This window comes from Nostoc piscinale CENA21 (genome assembly GCF_001298445.1).
In the GTDB taxonomy this organism is placed as follows: domain Bacteria; phylum Cyanobacteriota; class Cyanobacteriia; order Cyanobacteriales; family Nostocaceae; genus Nostoc_B; species Nostoc_B piscinale_A.
This window is the reverse complement of sequence record NZ_CP012036.1, coordinates 6,518,177-6,542,866: the sequence shown is the minus strand read 5'-3', so window position 1 is coordinate 6,542,866 and position 24,690 is coordinate 6,518,177. Positions and strand designations below refer to the sequence as shown.

At 42.6% G+C, this 24,690-nt stretch carries 20 protein-coding genes and 1 pseudogene; 11 read left to right on the top strand and 10 right to left on the bottom strand.

The window, feature by feature from the left end:
• Positions 1–81 precede the first annotated feature (81 nt).
• The 3 genes from ACX27_RS28150 to ACX27_RS28140 all read right to left on the bottom strand — a co-directional run bounded on the left by ACX27_RS28150 (position 82) and on the right by ACX27_RS28140 (position 2,736).
• Positions 82–549 (bottom strand): MarR family winged helix-turn-helix transcriptional regulator, encoded by a 468-nt coding sequence (locus ACX27_RS28150; protein WP_062297402.1) that lies wholly within the window; start codon positions 547–549, stop codon positions 82–84.
• A gap of 379 nt (positions 550–928) precedes the next feature.
• Complete coding sequence (locus ACX27_RS28145) at positions 929–1,387, bottom strand: endonuclease domain-containing protein (protein ID WP_083468861.1); 459 nt, start codon at positions 1,385–1,387, stop codon at positions 929–931.
• A gap of 80 nt (positions 1,388–1,467) precedes the next feature.
• On the bottom strand, positions 1,468–2,736 hold the full coding sequence (locus ACX27_RS28140) for an FAD-dependent hydroxylase (protein ID WP_062297400.1): 1,269 nt from the start codon (positions 2,734–2,736) through the stop codon (positions 1,468–1,470).
• A gap of 369 nt (positions 2,737–3,105) precedes the next feature.
• Between ACX27_RS28140 and ACX27_RS28135 the strand changes: the two genes are divergently transcribed.
• The 4 genes from ACX27_RS28135 to ACX27_RS28125 all read left to right on the top strand — a co-directional run bounded on the left by ACX27_RS28135 (position 3,106) and on the right by ACX27_RS28125 (position 7,116).
• Positions 3,106–4,116 (top strand): DUF2235 domain-containing protein, encoded by a 1,011-nt coding sequence (locus tag ACX27_RS28135; protein ID WP_062297399.1) that lies wholly within the window; start codon positions 3,106–3,108, stop codon positions 4,114–4,116.
• Between the two features lie 54 nt (positions 4,117–4,170).
• Positions 4,171–4,407: a hypothetical protein gene (locus ACX27_RS34510; RefSeq protein ID WP_235526406.1), complete on the top strand. Its 237-nt coding sequence runs from the start codon at positions 4,171–4,173 to the stop codon at positions 4,405–4,407.
• A 163-nt stretch (positions 4,408–4,570) separates the two neighbouring features.
• On the top strand, positions 4,571–5,809 hold the full coding sequence (locus tag ACX27_RS28130) for a peroxidase family protein (RefSeq protein ID WP_235526405.1): 1,239 nt from the start codon (positions 4,571–4,573) through the stop codon (positions 5,807–5,809).
• Between the two features lie 113 nt (positions 5,810–5,922).
• A complete protein-coding gene (locus ACX27_RS28125; protein WP_062297397.1) occupies positions 5,923–7,116 on the top strand; it encodes a catalase family protein in 1,194 nt (397 codons plus the stop codon).
• A gap of 109 nt (positions 7,117–7,225) precedes the next feature.
• On the opposite strand, the gene ACX27_RS28120 is transcribed toward ACX27_RS28125, so the two are convergent.
• Both ACX27_RS28120 and ACX27_RS28115 read right to left on the bottom strand, forming a co-directional pair.
• Complete coding sequence (locus tag ACX27_RS28120; RefSeq protein ID WP_062297395.1) at positions 7,226–7,507, bottom strand: hypothetical protein; 282 nt, start codon at positions 7,505–7,507, stop codon at positions 7,226–7,228.
• 662 nt (positions 7,508–8,169) lie between these two features.
• Positions 8,170–8,928 carry a YebC/PmpR family DNA-binding transcriptional regulator gene (locus tag ACX27_RS28115; protein ID WP_062297393.1) on the bottom strand — a complete coding sequence of 253 codons (759 nt, stop codon included), beginning with the start codon at positions 8,926–8,928 and terminating at the stop codon, positions 8,170–8,172.
• A gap of 129 nt (positions 8,929–9,057) precedes the next feature.
• Here ACX27_RS28115 and ACX27_RS28110 point away from each other — a divergent pair, with 129 nt between their 5' ends.
• The 3 genes from ACX27_RS28110 (at position 9,058) to rpmA (ending at position 11,648) form a co-directional block, all read left to right on the top strand.
• Positions 9,058–10,428 (top strand): ABC transporter substrate-binding protein, encoded by a 1,371-nt coding sequence (locus tag ACX27_RS28110; RefSeq protein WP_083468860.1) that lies wholly within the window; start codon positions 9,058–9,060, stop codon positions 10,426–10,428.
• Positions 10,429–10,952: 524 nt separating this feature from the next.
• Complete coding sequence (gene rplU, locus ACX27_RS28105; RefSeq protein ID WP_062297391.1) at positions 10,953–11,342, top strand: 50S ribosomal protein L21; 390 nt, start codon at positions 10,953–10,955, stop codon at positions 11,340–11,342.
• A 24-nt stretch (positions 11,343–11,366) separates the two neighbouring features.
• Positions 11,367–11,648, top strand: a complete 282-nt coding sequence (gene rpmA, locus ACX27_RS28100) for a 50S ribosomal protein L27 (RefSeq protein ID WP_062297389.1) — start codon at positions 11,367–11,369, stop codon at positions 11,646–11,648.
• A gap of 257 nt (positions 11,649–11,905) precedes the next feature.
• Here rpmA and ACX27_RS28095 read toward each other — a convergent pair whose 3' ends face one another.
• Positions 11,906–12,220 carry a hypothetical protein gene (locus ACX27_RS28095; protein WP_335337740.1) on the bottom strand — a complete coding sequence of 105 codons (315 nt, stop codon included), beginning with the start codon at positions 12,218–12,220 and terminating at the stop codon, positions 11,906–11,908.
• 500 nt (positions 12,221–12,720) lie between these two features.
• Between ACX27_RS28095 and cruF the strand changes: the two genes are divergently transcribed.
• The 3 genes from cruF to lspA all read left to right on the top strand — a co-directional run bounded on the left by cruF (position 12,721) and on the right by lspA (position 15,077).
• A complete protein-coding gene (cruF, locus tag ACX27_RS28090) occupies positions 12,721–13,629 on the top strand; it encodes a gamma-carotene 1'-hydroxylase CruF (RefSeq protein ID WP_062297388.1) in 909 nt (302 codons plus the stop codon).
• Between the two features lie 339 nt (positions 13,630–13,968).
• Positions 13,969–14,523: a biotin transporter BioY gene (locus ACX27_RS28085; RefSeq protein ID WP_062298617.1), complete on the top strand. Its 555-nt coding sequence runs from the start codon at positions 13,969–13,971 to the stop codon at positions 14,521–14,523.
• An 80-nt stretch (positions 14,524–14,603) separates the two neighbouring features.
• Positions 14,604–15,077 (top strand): signal peptidase II, encoded by a 474-nt coding sequence (gene lspA / locus ACX27_RS28080; RefSeq protein WP_062297386.1) that lies wholly within the window; start codon positions 14,604–14,606, stop codon positions 15,075–15,077.
• Positions 15,078–15,160: 83 nt separating this feature from the next.
• Here the strand turns inward: lspA and ACX27_RS28075 are convergent, their stop codons facing one another.
• A complete protein-coding gene (locus tag ACX27_RS28075; protein ID WP_062298615.1) occupies positions 15,161–15,442 on the bottom strand; it encodes a hypothetical protein in 282 nt (93 codons plus the stop codon).
• A gap of 297 nt (positions 15,443–15,739) precedes the next feature.
• On the opposite strand from ACX27_RS28075, the gene ACX27_RS28070 reads away from it, so the two are divergent.
• Positions 15,740–21,082: an ATP-binding protein gene (locus ACX27_RS28070; protein WP_062297384.1), complete on the top strand. Its 5,343-nt coding sequence runs from the start codon at positions 15,740–15,742 to the stop codon at positions 21,080–21,082.
• Between the two features lie 50 nt (positions 21,083–21,132).
• On the opposite strand, the gene ACX27_RS28065 is transcribed toward ACX27_RS28070, so the two are convergent.
• The 3 genes and pseudogenes from ACX27_RS28065 to ACX27_RS28050 all read right to left on the bottom strand — a co-directional run bounded on the left by ACX27_RS28065 (position 21,133) and on the right by ACX27_RS28050 (position 24,646).
• Positions 21,133–22,248 (bottom strand): chemotaxis protein CheB, encoded by a 1,116-nt coding sequence (locus ACX27_RS28065; RefSeq protein WP_062297382.1) that lies wholly within the window; start codon positions 22,246–22,248, stop codon positions 21,133–21,135.
• 265 nt (positions 22,249–22,513) lie between these two features.
• On the bottom strand, positions 22,514–23,500 hold the full coding sequence (locus ACX27_RS28055; protein WP_235526404.1) for a response regulator: 987 nt from the start codon (positions 23,498–23,500) through the stop codon (positions 22,514–22,516).
• Between the two features lie 104 nt (positions 23,501–23,604).
• A pseudogene (locus ACX27_RS28050) lies at positions 23,605–24,646 on the bottom strand (ABC transporter permease).
• Positions 24,647–24,690 lie beyond the last annotated feature (44 nt).

Sequence of the window (24,690 nt, the reverse complement as noted above, 5' to 3'; positions counted from 1 at the left end):
ATTCTTTTATTTAGGATGCTAAATATTCTCTCAAATAAATTTATACATTGCCTCACCCGAATGGGCGATTGTCATCCAGCCTTAAGATAGGTTAGCAATTGCTTTATTTAGCAGTTGAGAAAAGAATTCGCGGTCATCTGGGGAAATACCACGCATAGCTTCTTCACGTAGTTCTGCGGCTAGTGGTGGTAAAACTTGTTCTAGTTCCTTACCTGCATCCGTCAACCAGATACGCCAAATCCGACGATCATGTACATCTCGTTCTCGACGGACTAAGCCCCGTTCTTCCATCCGGTCTAGTACGCCTGTTAAAGTCCCACCCACCTGTTGCAACTTCTCACCAATACTGGATGTGGGTAAACCATCTTCTTGCCACAAACAACACAACACCAACCAATGAAATGGTGTCAGCCCAAAAGGTTCTAGTTTGTCAGTAAACTTGCGGGTCAGCAGTTGTGAAAGTAGTTTGATTCGATAACCCAAATTGTAAGGGGCTAAAACTTGCTGCCAAGACTCACAAGTAGTAGAGTTATTAGATTGAGCAACCATTATATAAAATACTTAGCGTACGTAATATTTAGTATAACTATAATTCTTCATCTTGGCAAGCGGGTGATAGATTTAGCAAGAAATTGGTAGAAGAGGTGCGATCGCACAACAAAATATGACATATTGACATCGTTATGCTCAGAGTTCAAAGCATAACGATGACATTAAATAAAGAAGATGAGTGCGTCAACACAATCTAACAGTCTTTGAATACTTTATTTTTGGTGATTGCTTTAATACTTGACTGTGATATTTTATTTCCTCTTAATGTATTATTAGGTGTTCGCACTTCTTCACCAAAAGCGATCGCACACACCATCAAAAACCACATAATAATTAGCCCCCTCCTCGCCTGCGGGGAGGGGGTTGGGGGTGGGGTTCATCTCTGCAAACAAGCAGCAATATCCTCTAACACCCCCTCTATCCTCTCCATCACATCCTCATTTCTAAATCGCACAACCTGTAACCCTAAACTCTCCAAAAACTCTTGACGTATCGTATCTTCTACTTGGGTGTAATCGTGAATTTCGCCATCCACTTCCACCACTAACCGCGCTTCACTACAGTAAAAATCGACGATAAAACGGTCAATCGTTTGCTGGCGGCGGAACTTGAATCCTAAAAGTTGCTTGTGTCTCAACTTCTCCCAAAGTCGCTTTTCTGCTGGAGTTGGTTCACACCGCATTTGTCGCGCCAAGGGTTTGAGTTTTTCCCAAAGTTGAGGCGTGGTTTGCCACGCTTGACCCGGAACCCCACCCCCTAACCCCCTCCCCGCAAGCGATGAGGGGGAATTGGAGTTGGTGAGAGGCTTTGGCTTGGGATTTTGATTTTGGGTCATTTGCGCTGTTGGCTAATGAATATTTCAGCTATTATTCCCAGCGCGATCGCCTTCCCAAAATCAAGTTATGGACTGGATTGTTAAAACCGTTGTGCTAATTGCGGACTCCGCCCTTTTAACCCAATCATCAACTTCAGCGCAAACACCTTTAACACTGGGACACGCTGCATCAACCATAAACCCAAACGCCGCACTGCTACCAAAGGTAGGATTTGGTTAGAAAACATTCTATCTAACAAATCGGTGAACCCTAAAATTGTCAGGTTTTCCAGCTTCCGCCAGCGTTCATAGCGTTTGAGGACTTGAATTTTACCGATATCTTCGCCTTTTTTATGGGCTGTTTGGATAACTTGGGCGAGGGCGGCTGCATCTCGAATACCCAGGTTTAAGCCTTGTCCGCCGACGGGGTGACAGTTGTGGGCTGCATCGCCAACTAACGCCAAGCGTGGGAGGACGTAGCGATCGCTTTGCATTAGTTGGACTTGGAAGACAAAGCGATCGCCGAGTAACTCCAATTTACCCATGTGATCACCATAGCGGCGGCTAAGTTCTGCCAAAAATTGCTCATCATCCAAAGCACACAAAGCCTTTGCTTCTTCATGGGGGGCTGTCCAGACAATGCGGCAACGGTTCCCCGGCAGAGGTAAAATTGCAAACGGGCCACTCGGCCAAAATCTTTCGTAAGCAGTATCGTTGTGGGGTTTTTCCGGTTTGACAAAAGCCACTATACAAGACTGCCAATATTTCCAGCCATGAGTTTTGATTCCCGCCGCTTGGCGAATGGGCGATCGCGATCCATCCGCCGCCACCAATAATTTACTGCGGACTGTGTATATCTGCTCAGAAATCTTGATATCGATTGCCACTATATCCGGCTGATGCTGTGTATTCACCACCTCAGCCGGACAAAGGTAATTCACATTCGGACATTTCTGGACAAATTCTTGCAATGGCTGTAACAAAGCTTGGTGTTCAGCGACGTAACCCAACTCTGGCGAATTTCTACCAATATCCGCTGCGTCAAATTCCACCACATCAGGATAGTCAGCATCAGAAAGCCGCACATGACGATATTTAGCAATGTGGGGTACAATTTTGTCCCAAACGCCGATACCTTGGTAAATCAGTGCTGATAACAGATGCACTGCATAAGCTTGGCCTTTGGCTACAGATGCTGATGTTACCTTCGCCTCAATTAGCAAAATATTCAAGCCAGAATCTTTCAAAGCTGCGGCTAGGGTTAACCCAACAATTCCACCGCCGACAATCACCAAATCATAGTCATATCCCCGTTTGTCTGTTGCGGGTTGCTGAGGGGAAATAGTTTGAGTAAACTGCGTTAGCGCCATTGTTAAGAGAAATTAAGCCATCTTAACTATTATTCTTACGCGATCGCCCCCGATAGAGCAAGTTGAAACCTAAATTCTCATTCCTGCAATCAACATCCCTAAGTAATTCATGAATTTTTCTAACTAATTTACTTGACTTAAATGTCTTAACTGTCTTAACTGTCCAATTCCAAAAGGAGAAAGTAAATTTATTGTACAAATACTTGCTGGATTAATAAAGTGTTTGTAGTCTGGCGTATGGCAATTTTAGTTCCTAAACAGAACATAATTTCCATAGCCAAAAAGTCTGAGTTTAACTTATAAATTATGAGTTAAAGTTTGACATTTTTCTGCTGCACTCAAACAACTTCATAACCTGAAAACAGAATAATGAAACGGCTTGTAATTTGTTGTGATGGAACTTGGCAACAGTTAACGAATGCCTACCCCAGTAATGTCGTGAAACTGGCTCAATCAGTCAAATCAACTGCAAATGACGGAGTTCCACAAATTGTATTTTATGATGAGGGAATTGGTACCGAAAATCAAAAGATTTTAGGTGGAGCAACGGGGTTAGGAATTGATAGAAATATCGAAGATTGCTATCGGTTTCTGGTGCTTAACTATGTTCCTGGTGATGAAATTTATTTATTTGGTTTTAGTCGTGGTGCTTACACAGTCAGAAGTCTAGCGGGAATGGTTTATTGTTCAGGTTTGCTAGACCGCCCACATGTCACCAAAGCCCATGAAGCTTACGAACTTTATCGAAAACGCAATATTAAGCCCAAAGATAAAGAAGCTGTAGATTATCGGAACAAATATGGCGATCGCGTTCCGATCACTTTAATTGGTTGTTTTGACACCGTTGGGGCGTTGGGAATTCCTGGGTTAGCCGCCTTCAAAAAATTCCACGACCAACTAAATCAGCGTTATAGATTCCACGACACCACCTTAAACAAAGATATCCAAAATGCACTGCACGCAATGGCGATCGATGAAATCCGGGAAATCTTTGATGTCACCCCCATGAAACCCCATCCTGAAGCCGAAAACCAACGGGTAATTCAAAAATGGTTTCCTGGTGAACATGGTTGCGTTGGCGGTGGAACTGAAGAACATAGCGGCTTATCTGATGCAGCCTTGCAGTGGATGATTGATTCCGTTGGTGATTTAGGACTGGGACTGGAATTTGATCCAAACGTCATTCCCACAGGGATCAATCCTAATTATAAATGCGAATTTAAGAATGACCCTGGATTCTTTAAATTAGCAGGAATCAAACTGCGAGATGTCGGCGATGCCATTGAAGAACTACACGACAGCACAATCAACCGTTTGAAAGTTCGCAAAGACTATCGCCCCAAAAATTTACAAAAAATTATTGCCAAAATCTTAGATTAACTTCCTATTTTGGCATTTTTGTTTTTACTTGTAATCAATACAGAGGTAAGTATTATGGCTGGTAAAAGAGACACATCCAGAGATGGTTTAAACAACAAAATTCAAACATTTGTGTTAACCAATTTTAAAGGCGTTTGGGGATTACTTCAAAGTAATGAATCTATCAAACGGAAAGTAAATAAAGCATTGCTCAATAGTCTCATCTACAAAATTCCCACCCGTCCCAACCCCTACAGTACGATGACACTAGACAAGCATATTCCCGATACAGACAGAGAGAAAAAAAACTGATACTTATACTTCCTGGGAATCACTCAACGATCGCACTTATACAGGCAGACACTTACCACCAGACCCCAAACTTAATGCGCCAGAAAACCTCCCCAAAGTTGAAGACCTAGCTATTTTATTCCGCAAAAGAGATGGTCAAACAATTTACTCTAGCAAATCAACAATGCTGTTTCCCTATTGGGTACAGTGGTTTACCGATAGTTTTCTCCGCATCGATCATCACAATAAATTAAAAAATACATCCAATCATGAAATTGACTTGTGTAATGTTTATGGTTTAACCAGAAAACAAACACATCTTTTAAGAAGCTTTCAAGGCGGTAAATTCAAAACTCAAAAACTCAAACGCCAAGACGGAGTAGAAGAAGAATACCCCCTATTTTATTATTCTGATCCAACACAAGGTATAGTAGACCCCCAATTTGCTGGCCTTTATGAACCCATTAATGATGAAAAAAGACAGCCAGCCGATAAAAAACAATATATGTTTGCGATGGGTGTAGAACGAGCTAATGTTCAAATTGGCTATGTTATGCTCAATGTTCTTTGTCTGCGTGAACATAATCGTCTGTGTGATGTCTTAGCCAAGAATTATCCTGACTGGGATGATGAACGTCTCTTCCAAACTGCCAGAAATATTCTTATGGCAATTATTCTCAAAATTATTATGGAAGAGTACATTAATCACATCACTCCTTATCACTTTAAGTTATTTGCTGATCCAGAAGCTTTTACTAAAGAAAGTTGGTATCGTACCAATCACATGGCCATAGAATTTGACTTTGTTTATCGTTGGCATAGTGCAATTCCCGAAAAATTTGTTTGTAACGGTAAACCAACTCATGTGGTAGAAACTCTGTGGAACAATAAAATATTAATTGACCAAGGGTTAGGCTCATTAATGGAAGAAACTTGTTCACAAGCAGGAACAAGAATTGGTTTATTCAACACTCCTGATATCTTAGTTGAATTAGCTGAATTACCTTCCATCAGACTCGGCAGAGAACTACAATTAGCCAGCTACAACGATTATCGAGAATTGTGTGGTTTTCCCAGAGTCACCAGCTTTGACCAAATTACTGGTGATGAATTTACTCAACAAAAACTCAAAGAATTCTATGGTCATGTTGATAATATTGAGTTCTTTGTAGGACTCTACTCAGAAGATGTGCGGCAAAATTCTACGATTCCTCCGTTAGTCGCAAGATTAATTGGGATTGATGCTTTTTCCCAAGCTCTGACTAATCCTTTATTATCACCAAAAATCTTCAATCAAAATACTCTGTCGCCTATCGGTTGGGAAATCTATCAAACTACCAACACCGTCTCAGATTTAGTGAATCGCAACGTTCCGTCATCAGGTAAAAAGTATACAGTTACTTTTGACCTGCACAAAGCATAGCTTATTTTAGTTTGATTGATAGGAACAACCAGATCCCCGACTTCTCAAAGAAGTCGGGGATCTGAAACTCTCATGGTTTAATTTAATCCTTCTACTTATCTAGCAATTGAAAAATGAAACTATTTACTGAATATCCAGAAGCAGAAGAAGCTAAATACTGCGCTCTGATGAGTGAGCTAGTTAAAAAGAATATGGATAATCTGTACAAAGGTGAAAAGCAAAAAATCGCCAAGAGAGACACTCACTCCAAAACCCACGCGGCTGTTCAAGGGACTTTAGAAATTTTTGACTTTGATGAAGCAGCAATTAAACAAGAATTACGCCAACGCACTACCTTAACTGAAGCTGAAATTCAAGGAATTTCCCTCAAACAAGGTTTATTTATTCAAGCAAAACAATATCCGGTGTGGTTAAGATTTGCCAGTGGAGCCTTCTCTGTTAAAAATGATTATGAAGGCGATACACGCTCTATGGCAATTAAAGTTGTGGGTGTAGAAGGAGAACGAATACCACACAGTCATGAGTTACACACCCACGATATTATTGTTCATAATACTGATGTCTTTTTTGTGAGAACTATTAAAGACTTCTACAGCTTCTTTTTAACAATTTATCGAGCCGGGTTGTTTCCACTTTTGAGGCTCTTGGTGCTGATTTGGCTAAAGTTACATCCCTACGAAGCCACTCTTTTACAAACCAGTTTCAAACGGTTTCCTAAAAGTTTACTCACAGAACGTTATTGGAGTGCTTCAGCTTATGCTGTGGGACTTAAATCAGATTTTGACCCATCCCAACCAGGTCGAGTTCCTGTAGAATACCCAGCAGTCATTAAATATGGTTTTGTTCCGGTTTCTAGTCAAGCACCTCATCAACCACTACCTCTAGAGTCGAGACCAGAAAGTGAACTTCAGCGTGTCAAAACTTCCGGTGCAGAGGATAATTATTACCGAGAAGATATTATGCAAGCTTTAGCCAAGCCAGATGCAGAATATACTTGGGATTTTCAAATTCAATTTCAAACCAAACCAGAAATGTCTGTTGATGATTCCACTATTGTTTGGAGTGAAGAAGAGTCACCCTTTTTTACAATTGGTCGTCTCACAATTAAACATCAAAAAGTCGATTCTCCCCTAGAAAATGAATTTGGTGAAAATCTCCGGTTTTCGCCAGGGAATGGTTTAGCGGTTCATCGTCCTGTGGGTGCAATTAACCGCTTACGTTCAATTGTGTATCCTATTGTGGCTAATTCCCGTCATACAAAACGCGGAGTCAAATATCAAGAACCAACAATAGAGACAAAAGTTTAAAACCAGTAATTCCAAAAAAATCTCGCTGTTATCCGCAGATAACGGCGAGTTTCAACCTGAGTAATTACCTTTCCAGAAAATTGAGAAGATATAAATCTATGCAGAACTATTATTTGTGAGCTTTGTTAGCAGCAGTATTAGACTTATTAGTTAAATTTGTAGCGGTGTGCTTGTGACGCTTTAAGTGTTTTGTATGTTTAATTTTACCTGATTTTACTTGACTCTTGCTATTAGTAATTGCAGCTTTGTGATGAATTTTAGCAGTTTCTGTTTTAGTTGAATGTGCTTTTTTAATAGTAGTTGTTGTTTCCGCATGAACGGCAGGTGCAATCACAGCAACAGGTGAAGAAATTACCAAAGCTAATACTAAACCTTTGATGAACTTGTTCATTGTAATTCCTAATTCCTACTCAATAAGTTGATGTTTTAAATATGCCAATTACTTATGTCATCTGCTTGTTATTGATATGAATTTTGTGTGAATTTTGGCGTTGTTATATAGCGTTTCCTAGTCTATTGAGGTACAAAGTTATCTGTTTCCATCTGCGTTCATACGCGTACCCTTCGGGAAGCCGCTTGCGCGTCTACATCTGCGGTTAATTATTTTGGCTTGTATCTCACTAGAATGAGAACCGCTATAAGCATAAAAAAAACTGCTGTGATTTACAGCAGTTTTTTTTATGCTACAGGGCAATATAGTATAAAAACAAATTAATAAAAAACCTGAAAAATTTATCCGTTGAGGAATCTAGTAGTTGAACAAAAATTTAGATTTATTAAGTTATAACTATAGCCTCATATAAAATTTTAAAAAAGGGCTTGTTAGTCTTCTCTAAAATGCAGGTTAAGACGGAAAACATCTTTTAATTTGAGAAGACTAAAGCCTTATCAACCTTGAAGCTAATTACTTAGCGAGAATGGACATCTCATCAGTAACTTACAAACAAAACTATCGCAAAACAATGTGTCATTATTTTGTTCTGGATATAAATTTTATGTGTCAAATTGGAAAAAGATAAAAAACTGTTTACTACCAAGTTGCTAGATAGATACTTAAACAAGACTCACAGCCAATAACTGTTCTGACATATCAAAATTAGATGTGACATTCTGCACATCATCTAGACTTTCTAGAGTATCAATTAACTTGAGTAGCGATCGCGCCTGATCGGATTCTGTCACCTCGACATTATTACTGGGAATCCAGCGCAATTCGGCATCAGTGACTTTAAAACCTTTGTCTTTCAGGGTTTTGTTGAGAATTTCTAAATTAGCAACCTCAGTGAATATTTCCGCAGTTTCATCTTCGGTCATTTCATAAGACTCAGCACCGCCTTCTAAAGATGCTTCTAAAAGCTGGTCTTCATCAACTACACCCTGGACAACACACACGCCTTTTTGGTCAAACATCCAGCTAACACAACCAGTCTCACCTAAATTTCCGCCGTTTTTACTAAAAGCCACCCGTAAATCAGCCGCCGTGCGATTGCGATTATCAGTCAAGGCTTCAACTAAAATTGCCACACCACAAGGGCCGTAACCTTCGTAGCGAATTTCTTCTAAAGTGTGATTATCGCCGCTAAATGTACCTGCACCTTTAGCGATCGCTCGTTCAATATTGTCATTAGGGATACCCGCCGCCTTCGCCTTTTCAATCGCCGTGCGTAGTTGAAAATTCCCCGCCGGATCTGGTACACCATTTTTCGCCGCCACAATAATAGCCCGCGATAACTGCGTGAAAGTCTTTCCTCTTTTCGCATCCACTACAGCCTTTTGGCGCTTAATATTAGCCCATTTACTATGACCTGCCATAACTCGTAACTATTTCCGCTCTCTTCAAAGATTAGGATATACAAGTGAAGTATGAAGTGTGAAGTGTAAAGTATGAAGTATAGAAATTTAACTTTCATTCTTCATGAGTTGCTATTCCCTGTTAGATTAATGATTCATCTTCTCCAGCGAATTTTGGCGCGATTTTTGTATAAGAGTTGCACATTTAGGCACAGAAAAAAGAAATTACCACAGTATCTTAAGCAATCACTCCTATTACTGCTCATAGGTATAGTTGCTTTAAGTGGATGTCAAACTCTGCGTTCTAGAGTAGAAGCAGGTAAGGTTATTCATATCACTTTATGGCATGGGGTGAACCCACCACCAAATCGAGATGTCTTGCAAAAGTTGGTAGATAAATTTAACCAAACCCATACAAATATTCAAGTCGAATCTTTATACATTGGACAACAGGATCAGCAAACACCAAAAATTTTAGCTGCCGTTGTTGGCAATGCCCCACCGGATTTATTGTGGTACAACCCAACTATTGCTGGACAATTGGTAGAACTAGGGGCGCTAATTCCTGTAGATGAGATGTTAGCCAATTCCCCAGTCAAAAACGAAATTGACCCAACTTTATATGCGGCAATGGAATACAAAGGCCAGTTATGGTCACTTCCTTTTGCTACCAATAACCTGGGCATTTTTTACCGTCCAAGTTTATTTAAAGCTGCCGGAATTACAGAAATTCCCCACAATTGGCCAGAATTTCGCCAAGTTGCCCAAAAATTAACTCGTGATTTTAACAATGATGGGCAGATAGACCAGTATGGAATGTTTCTGCCCTTGGGTAAAGGTGAATTTACAGTTTTTACTTGGTTGCCATTTATGTGGAGTAGTGGCGGTGAGTTGGTGACTGGTGATGCCCAAAATGCCGCAGGTGTGAGATTAACAGAAAATGCAGGGGCGATCGCAGCTTTACAATTTTGGCGTAACTTAATTACAGACGGTTCCACGATGTTATCTGCCCCAGAACGAGGTTACGAAACAGACCCCTTGCTATCTGGGAAAGTTGCAATGCAAATCAATGGCCCTTGGAATTTAGGGCAATTTCAAGATACTAACGTTGATTTTGGTGTATTTCCCCTGCCAGTGAATCAAAAACCTGCTACAAATATTGGCGGTGAAAACCTCTTCTTATTCAAAACCACGCCAGAACGCCAAAAAGCAACATTCAAATTTGCAGAATATGCCATGAGTGCTGATTTCCAAACTGAATTAGCCCTAGGCACAGGTTATTTACCAATTAATTTAAAATCTCGCCAAAGCGCCAAATATCAAGAATTTATCGAGAAAATACCACAATTAAAAGTCTTTTTAGCACAGGCAGAGTATGGCCGTAGTCGCCCGATTTTTCCTGGTTACAATCGTATTTCCGATAGCATTGGACGGGCAGTGGAAGCTGTATTACTGGGTAAACTTTCGCCAGCCGAAGCACTCCAAACTAGTCAGCAACGGCTAGATTTAATCTTTAAATAACTCCAAAATCACCATAATCAAGGGAAAAACCTGAGCAGTGACATCTTCTGCTCAGATTTTGTTGGTGCTGTTCTGTGTCACTATTAACTTCAGCCATATTCACTAACTTTACGCAAAGTCTAAAAAAATAATATGTAAATTTACTCAACTGACTTTCACATACCATAAAACTTACGCAATAAAACGAAAAATCAATTACTTACTCAAACCCTCATACCATTTCACGAAAAATTTGATCCAGATGTAAACCCTAAAAGCTTTGCTGTATCTAAGTTTTTTAATTGCGAATTGCGAATTGTGAATTGGTATCACACCCATTTTCCACAGACAACTTTTGTGCATATTTATATTGACTTTAGTCAAATGAATAAATTATAATTTTAGATTGTCTGTCTTATTCCTGCTCGGATCAGGTAGACACACCACAAAGGCTAACCACAGCGATTCGTCAAGTTTAGATATATCGCCTTCTCTACAAGAGATTTTTGTTAGCTACCTGTACGGCAACTCCAAGGACAATTTTAATGACCTACGCAATTATTGAAACTGGTGGTAAACAAGTTAGAGTTGAGCCTGGTCGTTTTTACGACATTGAACTGCTAACTGCTCAACCAGACGAAAAAGTTACAATAAACTCTGTACTACTAGTACAACATGACGGTGGACTCAGCATCGGTCAGCCTCTAGTATCTGGGGCAACTGTAGAAGGAACTGTATTGCGCCATTTCCGAGGCCGCAAAGTTCTGGTCTACAAAATGAAGCCGAAGAAGAAAACCCGCAAAAAACGCGGTCATCGCCAAGAAATTACCAGACTGTTAATTAACTCCATCACTCTCGATGGTCAGGTATTTACAGCATCTGAAGCGGCTACTGTAGCTGATGATTCCTCTGCGGAAACCACTGCTGAATCATAGAAAAATAAGCATAAAAAGGAAATTATGGCTCATAAGAAAGGAACAGGTAGTACACGCAACGGTCGTGATTCTAATGCCCAGCGTCTAGGTGTCAAACGCTTTGGTGGTCAAGTTGTGCGTGCAGGTAATATTCTTGTACGTCAACGTGGCACAAAATTCCATCCTGGTAACAATGTAGGCATCGGTAGCGATGACACTTTGTTTGCTTTAATTGATGGCGTTGTCACCTTTGAGAGAAAAGGCAAATCTCGCAAGAAAGTCAGCATTTATCCAGTAGCTGCACCCACTGAAGCCGCAGTCAGCTAAATGCTTGGTAATTTTATCAATAATCAAATCTGAAAGAAAAGGAGGGTTGGTGATTGCCGCCCTCTTTTTTGCTGTAATTATCAATATAAATAATTGTCAGAGTTTCAGGTCTGGCAATTTTATTTACCACATAGGTGTATAAAGTGATAATTGTTCATGAATCAATGCACCACAAGCTATACCTACCAATGAAAATAAAGATGTAATCAAAAAGGCTGTTCTACTTTTAAAACCTGCTGTATGAAAATCAATCTTTGCTAAGATGGCCGCAGCAATAATGAGTAAAGTATCCAAAAAAAAGACGAAACCAAGCAGCCATTAAGAAAAACAAAAATGCTCCAAATACGGCAAATAAAAAAAGTTCTGATACTCGACTCAAAAAATACACTAGAATAATTAGCCATTGCTAAAAAAGGAACAGCTAAACTCGACAGTAAAACTAATATCCCAACGACGATGACTATCCAAAGAGACAAAGGCATGTGTGCTTCTGATAACACCCAGCCCAGAGTACTATAACTAATTAGTACTAATAATAAGGATGTCCAAGGAAGCTTTTTGACAATAGACATAAGTTGTTCTCATCATGAACCAGTAAAGTGATACTTTAAATAAATTTTCCGTTACCAAAAACTTGAACTGATGCAGCAGACTGCAAGTCAGCGAATTATATAGTTGAGTTGTCAAAGCTAGATAGAAAGCATATTCTTATTCTGACTTCTGATGTATCATACTCAACTACTCAGTTTTGATATTCGTGCATCAGTGCATAAACCACAAAGACCTTTACTCTACTCCCATAAGGTGTTGCTCTTGTAGGAGTTGTGACGCTGGTGAGAGTAAAGGCGATCGCTCTCTTCCAGAAAGCTGGGTTAGTTTCAGTATATTTTGACGAGAATGACTTAGACTATATGTTTATCATCCTATTTTTGCCAAACGTAATCAATAGGCCGTCCGCAAATTCTATAAATTTCCCAAGAATTACAGTACAAACTAGTTAAATATTTTCGTAAACATTTGTAAACTGTTAGCAGCAGAGTAGCAAAGTATCACATCTGATTAAGGAATTGTCATGAAACAACTTGTTGTCGTTGAGCGTGTAAGCCTCATCGGTCATATTGTGTCAATGGTGTTTGGGTTAGTAGGGATATTATTGGTTGTACCCAATGCCGAACTCATTTTGAACTTGTCTGAATTTGGACAAACTGCTATGCAGTGGAGTATGGCTGGTGGCGGTGTAGTTTATATGATTTTGGGTGCAGCGGCTGTATTGTTGTATGCCTCGCGGACATTGGGTGTGGGTCGTGCTGTGGCATTTCTGCTGCCTGCTGTATTAATTTCTTTAACTAGTGAATTATTAGGAACCAGCACAGGTTTTCCTTTTGGTCACTATCAATATTTAAGCGGTTTGGGATATAAAATTGCTGGTTTAGTTCCGTTTACAATTCCCTTATCGTGGTTTTATTTGGGCTGCGTATCTTATTTGTTAGCCCGTGCTGGTTTAGAAGTAGATACAAAACCAAGCTTGTGGCGGCATATTGGCGCAGTTGGCTTGGGTTCTTTGCTGCTAACATCCTGGGATTTTGTGCTTGACCCAGCCATGAGCCAAACTACCTTACCCTTCTGGTATTGGCAACAACCAGGCGCTTTCTTTGGGATGCCTTATCAAAACTTTGCTGGCTGGCTAGGTACTGGCGCAGTCTTTATGACAGTAGCAGCCTTATTGTGGAAAAATCAGCCAATTAAGTTTGAGCGATCGCAACTAAATCTACCTTTAGTAGTCTACTTAAGTAACTTTGGTTTTGCTACAGTGATGAGCCTGGCTGCTGGTTTCTCTATTCCCGTATTACTTGGTTTAGTTTTAGGTGTTACCCCTGCTATTACCTTGTGGTGGAAAGCATCCGCAGCACCTAATCAAGTTACCATTGAGCCAGCAACTCAAGAAGTTTCTGTAGCCAGCGTCAAAGTTGCTTTGAAGTAGTCAAAACTTGCAAAAAACCGGGGATGATGGGGAAATTTTTCTTAGTACCTAATCCTCAATTATTGATGAACAAGTAGATCCCCGACTTCTTCAAGAAATCGGGGATCTCAAACTGATTAAGCATAGTTATTGAGGATAAAAATACTCCAGTTAATTTACTTATAGCAGTAGTCAGATATGTTAGGACAATTGAAAGCTTGAATGCCAGGACTAGTAAGACTTTTTCTCCTGCCTCCTGCCTTCTGCTATAAAACCTAAAAATTACCGTCTTTGAGCATATTCAAGAGATTTATAGCTGAAAGTACAGATATTGTGGGAACTGTTCAATTATTATGGTCTATGATTGGCTTACTCCTGACAATGGGTGGCACATTTTTGGAAGCATATAGTATCACCTGGCCTTGGAGTTGGACTCAACATGGAATTCAAACCTTTTCTTTAGGTGTCAGCTTTCAAATTGGTGCCGTATTACTTGTAGGTTGCTTGGGAGGGCAGAATGCTGGCGCGCTCTCACAAATTGCGTACTTAGTTATGGGATTAACTTTATTGCCAGTATTCTCCGAAGGTGGAGGTTTGGGTTATGTCAGACTGTCCCAGTTTGGCTATCTCTTAGGCTTTATCCCCGGAGCGTGGATTTGTGGATTTTTGGCGTTTCAAGCCAGACCAAAACTAGAATCTTTGGCATTTAGTTGTATTTGTGGCTTGTTAACCATTCACTTGTGCGGTATTACTTATTTGACTATTAGTTACTTTTTTCAGTGGCAAGGTACAGAAAATCTGTCGTTAATGCAAGCCATCCTGAAATATTCTTGGTTTGCCGTACCAGGACAATTAGCTGTAGTTTGCGCTGTTACCTCAATAGCTTATTTATTACGCCATTTAATGTTTTATTAGTTATTAGTCCTGTGTCATTTGTCCTTTGTCAAAAGCTAATGACTAATGACCAATGACTAATGACTCTTAATTAACTCACCATGAATTTAAAAAATCGCCTGTTTTGGATTGCGGCCTTCACTGCCTTTTTCTTAGATCAACTGACCAAATATTGGGTCGTGCAAACCTTTAAATTAGGAGATACATTACCACTGATACCAGGAGTATTTCACTTTACTTATGTGACTAATACTGGTGCAGCTTTTAGCCTATTCAGTGGCAAGGTAGAGTGGTTGCGCTGGTTATCTTTAGGAGTCAGTTTAGTATTGATCGCCTTGGGTTTGTTTGGTTCAATGCTAAATCGTTGGGATCAGTTGGGTTATGGTTTAATCTTAGGCGGGGCGATGGGTAATGGTATTGATCGCTTTATTTTAGGCTATGTAGTAGATTTTTTAGATTTTCGTTTGATTAATTTTGCTGTATTTAATATTGCCGATTCATTTATCAGTATTGGTATTGTTTGTTTGCTCATCGCTTCATTCCAAAAAACACCCACCACCCCCAGGAGAAGGTGAGCTTGTTTCTGGCGAAAGGCCAATAATAATCACCGGGAGCAGGGGAGAGCTTGGTGTTATTGACTATTAACCAATGACTCTACTCAACCATGCTGTAAAAACTCTACTTTGGGTAACAAAGGGTCAGTAACAATTGCTACTCCAAGAAAACCCCAACGTTTGAGCAAGCTGCTGATTTGGCTACCTGGAAGAGACTCCACAGCAAAGCGATTTGCTACTTCTGCTGCATGAGTATTGAGATAGCTTAAAGCATCAAAATTTTCTCGAAACAGTAATATGTAACCTAAATCTTCCGAATTGGGACGTGCTGTCAGATAACGACCATCGGTTTTGGAACGCACTAGATAATAAACGTCGGAAAGCATATTGATAATTAAAGCGGTGTAAATATTTGTAGTTGCCTTGAACATTTAAATCTTCATATACCACCTTATGAGCAGTTAGAGATCCCCGACTTTTTAAAAAAAGTCGGGGATCTGAACAACCGCAACCTGTCAAAATCAATAGGGTGGAGTACTAAGTTGAGGGTTGGCGATCGCTCATCAACTTTCAAGCCTACAGCGCCAAAGTGAGAAAATGTGTAATATTTATTACCATAGAATTACTATTGATGATGGTTGCTTTCTAAAACAATATCTTTTCTGGGTAGAGTAAGTAATGCCATGCCTCAAGAAGAGTATCAAAAAATTACACTAAACGACATTTTGATTACTGAGGAGTTATCTGGGCGTGTTTTCCGGACTCCCGACTGGCAAGCACAAGCTGAGGCAATGCAAGCCCTGGCACGGCAAATGGCAAGTAATTCTCTCACCCTGCTCCAAAACTTGGTTGATATAGCACTCGATTTGTGCAATGCCGGAACCGCCGGCGTAAGTTTAATAGAGACAACCCCAACTGGTGAAGAAGTATTTCGCTGGAATGTGTTAGCAGGAGCGTTAAAACAGTACGTAGGTGGCACTACACCCCGTGACTTTAGCCCTTGTGGAGTCTGCCTCGAACGCGGTTCTCCTCAGCTTTATTCTTATCCTGAACGGTATTTTACTTATTTACAGGCAGCAAACACTCCTATTGTTGAAGGTTTAGTCTTACCCTTAATTGCCGAGAATCAGGCTCTGGGTACGATTTGGATTATGTCGCACTCTGACCAACGGCACTTTGACAGCGAAGATGTGCGGATAATGGCGAGTTTAGCAGACTTTACAGCCACAGCCTTACTGTTGCAGCAACGCCAAACAGGAGAATTACTGGCGAAGAATGCGACGTTAGAGGCGGAAATTAGGGAACGCAGGTTAGCAGAAGAGCGATTCCTTCGGAAAGCTTCGCTAACGCGTGCTTTAATCTCAAATCTTCCGGGTGGAGCGGCGTTTATAGTCGATCGCAATCTCCGCTATTTACTGGCGCAAGGAGAAGCATTAGCGATCGCTGGATTCACAAGTGAAGATTTTGTTGGGCGTACAATTTTCGAGGTTTTACCGCCCGAATTAGCCGCGAGTTACGAACCGAGGTATCGCCAAGCATTTAACGGGGAACAGTTTGAACACGAACATCATTCCCACGATCGCACCTACATCTCACGAGGAACGCCACTCCGGGCTGAAAATGGGGAAATATATGCAGTGCTTGTGGTTTCTTACGACATTAGCGATGCCTATCGGCAAGCTACGCAACGCCAACAAACCGAAGCCGCGATCGCTCAAGACCTGAGAGACACGCAACTGTTGCAAGAACTCAGCGCCCGACTGGTGACTCTTGACAACATTCAAACGCTGTATCAAGAGATTATGGCAGCAGCGATCGCCCTTACCCAAGCCGATGCCGGAACGGTGCAAATTCTCGATGAAGCGACACAGGATTTACTACTGCTGGCAACTCAGGGACTTGAACGCGATATGACCGACCATTTCTACCGCGTCAACGCCCGTTCAAATACACCCTACGGCATCGCATTGGCAACGGGCAAGCGCACCTTTGTTGATTTTGATGTCCCCGAAAGCGAAGACCCCGACGGATCGATGCGAATACACGTCGAAGCAGGCTTGCTTTCAGCACAATCCACGCCATTGCTCGCCCGTTCTGGCAAAGCGATCGGCATGGTTTCGACCCATTGGCGCAAACACCATCGACCGAGCGATCGCGAACTGCGGTTTCTCGATTTACTGGCTCGTCAAGCTGCTGACTTGATTGAGCAACGGCAAGTGGCAAACGCCCTGCACGAGTCGGAAGAAAACTATCGATCGCTGTTCAATTCGATGGACGAAGCCTATGCGGTTGTTGAAGTTTTGGCAGACGACAACGGTGAATGGAATGATTTCCTGTTTTTGGAAGTCAATCCCGCTTTCGTGAAGCAGACCGGCATGGAGTATCCAGTCGGACGTAAAGCCACCGAGCTTCTGGGGAAACCCAATCCAAATTGGGCGCAAATTTATGGACGTATTGCCGAAACGGGTGAACCGATCCGGTTTGAGCAGAATGAAACCACCCTGGGTCGCGTCTTTGACCTCTACGCTTTCCGGTTGGGCGAAGCTGGAAGCCGTCGCGTAGCAGTCCTGTTTACTGACATCACCGATCGCAAACGCCGCGAAGCAAATCTCGCTTTCCTCGCCGATTTGATGAACGATTTTGCGCCGCTTGCCACTGCCGAAGAAATCATGGAAATGGCGGGCAAACGTATCGCCGAACATCTCAATCTCTCGCGCTACCTGTTTGTTGAGATTAACCCAGAGGCAGGCGAATGCACCTATCTGCTCCCCAGCCGTCCCGCCGGTCAGCTTGAGATTAGCGGGAGCTACATCCTCGCCGATTATCACACCGAACAAGAAAACCGCCTGCTCTCCTCCGGACATTCGATGGTCGTGAACGACGTGCGCGACGGAACGCGATCGCCCGAACAGATAGCCTCGTTTGAGGCGTTCGACATCGCTTCGATCGTCAACACGCCCTACTTAAGCAATGGACGCTGGGTTTTCGATCTGGGTGTCACGCGCAACCAGCCTTCGGTTTGGCGCGAGGACGAAATCGAACTTTTGCGGGAACTCTCCGCCCGCGTTTGGCTCCGCATCGAACGCGCCCGCGCCGAAGCAGACCTGCGCCAGTCGGAAGCGAAATACCGATCGCTGTTCAATTCGATCGACGAAGGCTTCCTGCTTTGCGATGTCATTTTTGACAAGAACGACAAACCTGTTGACATTCTTTACCTTGAAGCGAATCCAGCAGCGATACGCCTCGCTGGGCGGGACTTTTCCGGGCAACGGATGCGCGAGATTGACCCGCGTTACGAAGACTACTGGTATGAAATCTACGGGGGCGTGGCGCTGACTGGCGAGTCCGTGCGCGCTGAATATTACGCCGAACCGCATGGGCGGTGGTTTGATTTTTACGCCTTTAAAGTGGGTGGGCAAGAGAGCCGCAGCGTTGCCGCCGTTTTCCGAGACGTAACCGATCGCAAGCGCACAGAAGCCCAACTGCGCCGCGCTGCTGAGATGGATGCGTTCCGGGTGAAGTTGTCGGATGCCCTGCGATCGCTCTCTGACCCCGTTCAAATTCAGGCCCAAGCGTGCCGTCTGCTGGGCGAGCATTTGAACGTTGACCGCGCCTACTATGTCGAAGTCAATGAGGTAGAGGGTTATACGCGCGTCAATCAAAATTATTTGCGCGGTGACTCGCCCTCGCTCGTTGGCGTTTATCGGTTAACGGATTACGACTGGACTCTGCCGTTCTTGAAAAGGGGCGAAGCCATCATCGTCGCGGATGCCCAAACCTCGGACATCATTCCCGAAGCCGACCGTGAGATGATGGTGGCTGTCAAAATTGCCGCGCATATCACCTCACCGCTGATCAAAGCAGGCACGTTGGTAGGCTCGCTCTGCGTTACTGAACCTGTACCGCGCCAGTGGTCAGCGACGGAAGTTGAACTGGTGCGCGAAACTGCCGAACGCATCTGGGCAACCATCATCCGCGCTCGTGCCGAAACAGAATTGCGTGAATCAGAAATTCAGCGAGTTCGAGAACAATCTGCCCGCGAAGAAGAACGCCAACGCGCAGAGTCATTGGCAGAACTCGATCGCGCCAAAACTCTTTTCTTCAGCAACGTTTCTCACGAATTTCGCACGCCCCTGACACTGTTACTCGCTCCGGTGCAAGATGCGTTGAGCGATTCTGCCAATCCCTTACCTCCAGCACAACGTGAAAGGTTAGAACTCGCCCATCGTAACAGTTTACGTTTGCTGAAACTGGTTAATACCCTGCTCGACTTCTCCCGCATCGAAGCCGGACGCAGGTCAGCAGTTTATGAACCGACCGACTTGGCACTGTACACAACTGAATTAGCCAGTCTATTTCGTTCCGCCATTGAACGGGTAGGGTTGCGGCTAGTAGTCGATTGCCCACCCATAAGCGAGCCTGTATACGTAGACCGGGAAATGTGGGAGAAAATTGTCCTGAATTTGCTCTCCAACGCCTTTAAATTTACCCTAGAAGGCGAAATCGCCGTCAGGCTGCATCTTGCCGATGACCATCATGTACAACTACAGATAGAAGATACAGGCACCGGGATTGAGCCAGAAGAACAGCCCCATTTATTTAAGCGATTTTACCAAGTGCGAGGAGCAAAAGCCAGAACACATGAAGGTTCCGGTATTGGTCTAGCTTTAGTGCAAGAATTAATCAAAATGCACAGTGGAACCATAGACGTAAGTAGCACTCTAGGAGTGGGCAGCTGTTTCACCGTCACAATTCCACTAGGTACAGCCCACCTGCCAAGCGAACATATTCAAGCTACACGCACCCTGACATCAACTGCATTAGGCGCAGCGTCTTATGTGCAGGAAGCAGAGCGGTGGATAGTAGAAGAAGCAGGGAGCAGGGAGCAGGGAGCAGGGGAGAACTTACAACAATCACTCCCCTCTGCTCGTATTCTCATCGTTGATGACAACGCTGATATGCGCGATTACCTGACGCGGATATTGAGCGAACACGTAGAAGTAGAAGCCGTTGCTGATGGGATGACTGCGCTGACTGCGGCTACTCAAAGAGTGCCGGATTTGGTTGTAAGTGATGTGATGATGCCAGGATTAGACGGCTTTGAGTTATTGAAAGCATTACGGGCTGATGCGCGGACAAAGGAAATACCGATAATTCTGCTTTCGGCTCGTGCTGGGGAAGAATCTGTAATTGAAGGACTCCTGGCTGGGGCTGACGATTACTTAATTAAACCCTTTTCTGCACAAGAACTTGTTACCCGTGTTAATGCCTGTCTACAAATGGCACATTCACGCTCTCAAGCACTCCAGCAAGAGAGAACAATTAGCCGTCACAAAGATGAAGTACTATCATTAGTTTCTCACGAACTGAATACCCCCTTAGCCGCCATTCTCGGTTGGACAAGGCTACTGCAAAGCGATCCACCCAATCCGGCTATGCTCTCCAAAGCCTTAGAGACAATTGAGCGCAATGCCACCTTGCAAGCAAAACTAGTTGAAGATTTACTCGACATCTCACGAATCACTGCGGGTAAAGTCAACCTGAATTTAGAACCAGTCCAACTGCAAAAAGTAATTGAAGATGCGATCGCTTCATTGCAACAATCGTTAGCAACCAAAGAAATTCTCTTGCAGTCTCAGCTTGAGCCTGTACCAGTAATAGTACAAGGCGACCCACACCGTTTACAGCAAATTATCTTAAATTTACTGAATAATGCGGTCAAATTTACTCCCAGTAGGGGGAGAGTTGAACTTGCTCTAGCAACTGATGAACATCAAGCCCAGATGATCATCAGTGACACTGGCTGCGGCATTGATGCGGAGCTATTACCACTCATTTTTGATACATTTTATCAAGCCCCAAGTACAAAAAAAGGGCTAGGCTTAGGGCTGGCGATCGCTCGTAATTTGGTGGAACTTCACGGCGGTACAATCACTGCTCAAAGCCCTGGTATTGGGCAGGGTACAACTTTTACTGTTACATTGCCTTTAGTAAGTCAAAAGGCAAAAGTTAAAAGTCAAAAATGAATGACTTCTCCGGCAAGGCCTGAGTGCCTTCTTCCTTTACACTAAGCTACTTATGTAGCTGTATCTGTTTGAAATATTTCTATAATATTGCCAGCATGACGAGCGTGCATATTGAGGAGCTTCATTTCCCAAGGCAAAAATTGGCGGGGTTGACGAAAATGAGTAGACAATACACCGAGTAAATTGCCTTTGTCACTAGTGAGTGGTATAGATTGAACAGCACGATATCCCGCAGCCAATGCGATCGCTCGGTGAGAACTGAAGATTGGATCAGTTTCGATATCTTCAACAATTATCGACTCTCCAGTACGCACAACACTGATGCAAGGTGAATTATCAGTAATGTTAACTGTTCTAAAGTAATCAAATGAACTTGCTTTAAAGCCGCGTTGAACTGCGAGTTCGAGCGTGCATGATTGACGCTTAAATAGATGAATGTAGCCCATATCGGTACGGTGCATTGTTATCGCTCTGTCAAGTAGACTGGACAACGCATCTTCGAGTATGGGTGATATCTGCTCCTGAGTGGTAAATAAGTTGGCGTAATTGTTCGGTATTTGGGATAAAGAACACCCTTCATATACCAAACGCACTAATAAGGGAGGGATTTCTGCACAAGGTAAAACTCGGTTTACGCAACCAGTGGCGATCGCCACTTGGGGCATTCCATCAGCGACAGAACTGGCTGGTTCTTGAGCCAGAACAATACCACCCATCTTAGATACTGCTTGCACTCCATCTTCACCGCCTTTGCCAGTACCAGTCAGTACAACTACTACGGCGCGGTCTGCATAACTCTGCGCCACCGACTCAAAAAAATTATTTACACCGTGATGCCAACCGTGTTTAATTGCTTGCTGTGCCAGAGAAATTGTACCGTTAGCATGAACAACAAAGTAATGTCCTGGTGGACACACATATACAACACTTGCCTTGAGTTGCTCTCCACCATACGCCCAGCGTACTGTGAGATGGGTTCTTAACTGTAAAACTTGAGCTAAAACGTTAGTATCGAAGGGATTCAAATGCTGTAGGCACAAAATAGGAACAGGAAAGTCACTAGGCAACCCTGAAAGAACATTACGAATTGCTGTCACTCCTCCAGCAGAAGCAGCGATCGCTACAATCCCAAAGTTTGATTTCTGACCGTGTCGATCACTAGGCATCTCTCAGCATCATTAGGACTTACGCAAAAAAAACGAAAAAATAAGGTTTTAGAACAGGGTGCAGGGGTATGAGGGTGTAAGGGTGTAAGTATTCAAAACCCATTAACCCCACACCCTTTCACCCCCACACCCAATCCTCACAGACAATTTTGGGTAAGTCCTGATCATGACACTCCTCCTCTGTCCCTCTGCTTCCGGTCGCCGAGCGAAGTCGAATCCTGCTCCCTGTACAGCCTTTATGATAAGTCTTTCATCGGACACAATCTTAAAATCTGTTAACAAGCTGTGCCACCATTGTAATTAACTCTGTTGGGTGGGCTAATTTAGGCAAATGCGATTCAAAACCTGCTTTGATTGCTTTTGCTCTGTCTTCTGCAAGATAAGCAGTCAAGGCAGCAGTAGGAATTCGCCATCCTGTTTCTGCTTCTAATGTTTTGATTTTGCGAATTAAAGTATAGCCATCTTCATCGGGCATTCTGATATCACTGATGATCACATCAGGGCGCGATCGCTCTAATTCTTGCAAAGCTTCTGCTACTGTAGCTACTGTGGTCACTACAACCCCATATTGCATCAGCATTGCTGCAATCAACTCTCGGCTATCGGCTTCATCATCTACAAACAGTACTCGTAAACCACCCAGTTGATTAAGTGTTTCTCTAGTTGCTGGCTTTTGCTCAGACACTGCTTGCTTGTACTTGGTAATATCATACAGGCATATCTGTAACGCCCCTAAAGCCCCTGAAGTTTCTCGCCCAGCTTTCACTAAAAGTAAAGCATTAAAAGCTTGGCGATCGCGGGGAAAAATGGAAACTTCCAATTCTTGCACAGACTTTTCATTCAAAGACTGCTTCAGTTTGCTAATAAATAATTGATGCTCTGTTTGAGCTACAAAATTGATTAATGATTTACCAATCAGCAAACTGGGAAATACATTTAATAAAGCAGCAGCAGTATAATTGATTTCTAAAATAATTCCTTCGGCATTTGTCACTAAATAAGCATTAGGAGCTAATTTAAACAAATCATGATAAACTTGACGTTCTGATATTAAGGTTTCATTTTGCTGGAGTAATTCTTGTTCTACAGTTTTGATTAATTCTAAATTAGTCTGAATTTCTGCTTGAAGAAATTCCAGATTTTGTATATAAGTGTTGAGAGTTTTTAAGGCTGAGATAGCCTGTTGCTGTTGTATAGGCGATTGGGTTATATATTGTTCCAGTCCCTCTATTTGCTGTTGAATTTTTTTCAAAAAAATAGCTGAACTCTTCTTGTCTCACAACTATCTTCCCTTTTCTATTACAGCTAAATTTTTAGCATTTCCTAAATGCGGAATGAAATCTTAAAATTCTACTTTTAAGCATCTAACTTAATTCGAGGATCGGCTACTTTTAACATTAAATCTGCGAGTAAGTTACCAACATTCAACAACACCGCACTCATCACCAAACTCGCCATAACTAAGTATTGGTCTTTAGCAATAACCGCCTGTAAGGTTAATCTTCCTAAACCCGGCCAGTTAAAGAACTGTTCCGCGATGAATGCACCGCCTAATAAACTCGCTAACTCAAAACCCAGCAGAGTGATTAGGGGGTTAATAGCGTTGCGGAGTGCATGAACGTAAATGACGCGATTTTCTGGCAGTCCTTTGGCGCGGGCTGTTTGGATATAATCTTGACGGAGAACATCTAACAATTCCCCACGGGTAATGCGTTGTAAACCAGCAAAACTGGTGATACTCAAAGCAATTGTGGGTAAGATCATGTGCCAGCCGATATCAATAATTTTACCGAACCAGGATAAATCAGCATGATCAATGCTGGTCATACTACCGACTGGAAATAAAGGTGAAGTAAATTGAGCAAATATTAATAAAAATAACGCCGTGATAAAGCTGGGAAAGCCTTGTCCGGCGTAACTAATGACTTGTAAGATGCGGTCTGTAGCGCGATTTTGCTTCACAGCCGCAACAATACCCAAAGGAATAGCGATCGCCCATGTCACAATTAAAGAAGCGATCGCTAATAATAAAGTTGCAGGTACACGCTCCCACAACAGCGAAGCTACAGAACGCTGGTAGACAAAACTTGTACCAAAATCTCCTCTAGTAAATATCCGCCACAACCACAAGAAATATTGCTCAGGCCAAGACTTATCTAACCCGAACTGTCTTCTAATTTCCTCAATTCTTTCTGGCGAAATTTTGGGATTTTGGCGCAGAGTATCTACATAATCTCCAGGAGACAATTTGATGATAAAAAAACGACAGCGCCGATGCCAATAATAAGGTAAACAACGCTTGCAATATCCGTTTCATCACATAAATAAAAGTTTCACTCGTAATTAGCCTAATTAGCCAATCTCGACTGGTCTCCAAGGAAATTTTTGTAGCTGTCATTTTTATTTTGTCCTCTGTCCTCTGTCCTGTGTCCTTTGTTCTTT